Source organism: Kitasatospora putterlickiae, from assembly GCF_039527695.1.
GTDB classification, from domain to species: Bacteria; Actinomycetota; Actinomycetes; order Streptomycetales; family Streptomycetaceae; genus Kitasatospora; species Kitasatospora putterlickiae.
In genome coordinates this window covers 1-1,171 of record NZ_BAAAKJ010000508.1, presented here as the reverse complement: position 1 = coordinate 1,171, position 1,171 = coordinate 1, and the positions used below count along the sequence as shown (strand labels likewise).

Genomic DNA, 1,171 nt, shown 5'->3' with positions numbered 1-1,171 from the left:
TGGGCGGCCAGCGCCTCCTTGAGCCGCGGAGCCCGGGTGCTGAGCACGTGCACCGCCTTCCGCCGGGCGCGCACCGCGCCGCTCCGGACGGCCGCCGCCGGGGCGGCGCCGCGCGGACCGAACAGCAGCCGCTGGTTGGGCAGCTGGTCCGGGCGCCAGCGCTGCTTGTACGACTCCTGGCCGCGCAGCAGGCTTATCACCGGGATCCCGGCGCCCAGCGTCTCGTCCAGCGCCGCGCCGAACAGCAGGCCCGCGATGTCCAGCCGCTCCCGCAGCACCGGGTGCGCGCCGTACAGGTAGAGGCCGCTGAAGGACGGGCAGAGCAGCACCAGGTCGACCGCCACCAGCTCCCCGTCCAGCCAGAACCGGTGGACCGCCGCGCGGCCGGTGGCGACCAGCCCGGTGGTGGACTCGGCCAGGTGCCGGCGGAACCGCTCGGTGCGGTGCTCCGGGGTGACGCCGCGGTCCTCCCACTGCAGGAAGTGCAGCCGCAGCAGACCGTCCAGCGCCTCCGGCACCTCCTCCGGGCTGGTGCCGCGCACCTCCACGCCCGCTTCGGCGATCTTGCGCAGCTTGACCCGGTTGCGCTGGGCGGTCTTGCCCGGCACCCGCTTGAGCAACTGGTCCATCGGGGCGGCCGGCAGGTACTGGCAGAGCGAGTCGGGGTACCGGCGGCGCCGGCCGCGCCACTGCTCGAAGACCCGCTGGACGGCGGCCTCCGGGCGGACCTCGCGCAGCTCCAGGCTCTGCCAGGGGCGGGTGAGCGGGAGGACGGCGGCGAACTCGGCGGCGGCGCGGTCGGCGCAGTCGTCGTCGAGCAGGACGTCGGTGAAGTCGATCAGCCCGGCGCCGAGGCCGGCCAGCCCGCCGAGCGGGCCGCGGCGGCGGAAGGCGCCCGCGCCGACCAGCCGGCCCTCCCGGCGCACCAGCACCACCAGCAGGTCGCCGGGACTGCCGTACTGGCGCCACCAGGAACGCTGCCAGACGGCGGACTGGAAGAAGGTGGCCGTCCGGCAGCGGGCGACCAGGTCGTCCCACTCCTCGGCCAGGGTGTCGAGGGCGTCGTCCTCGCGGCGCAGCTCGGTGGTCCAGCGCGGGGCGCGGGCCTGGGCCGGGAGTCCGGCGGTGGGGGTGACGGCCTCGGTGTTCATCGTCCGCTCCCGGCGGGCGC

Annotated in this window: 1 protein-coding gene; it reads right to left on the bottom strand. The window is 76.4% G+C overall.

Annotation, left to right across the window (positions count from 1 at the left end; genetic code table 11):
- Window positions 1–1,151, bottom strand: a 1,151-nt coding sequence (locus ABD308_RS38115; RefSeq protein WP_344345462.1) for a GNAT family N-acetyltransferase, incomplete at its 3' end; no start/stop codon positions are given.
- Window positions 1,152–1,171: the final 20 nt, after the last annotated feature.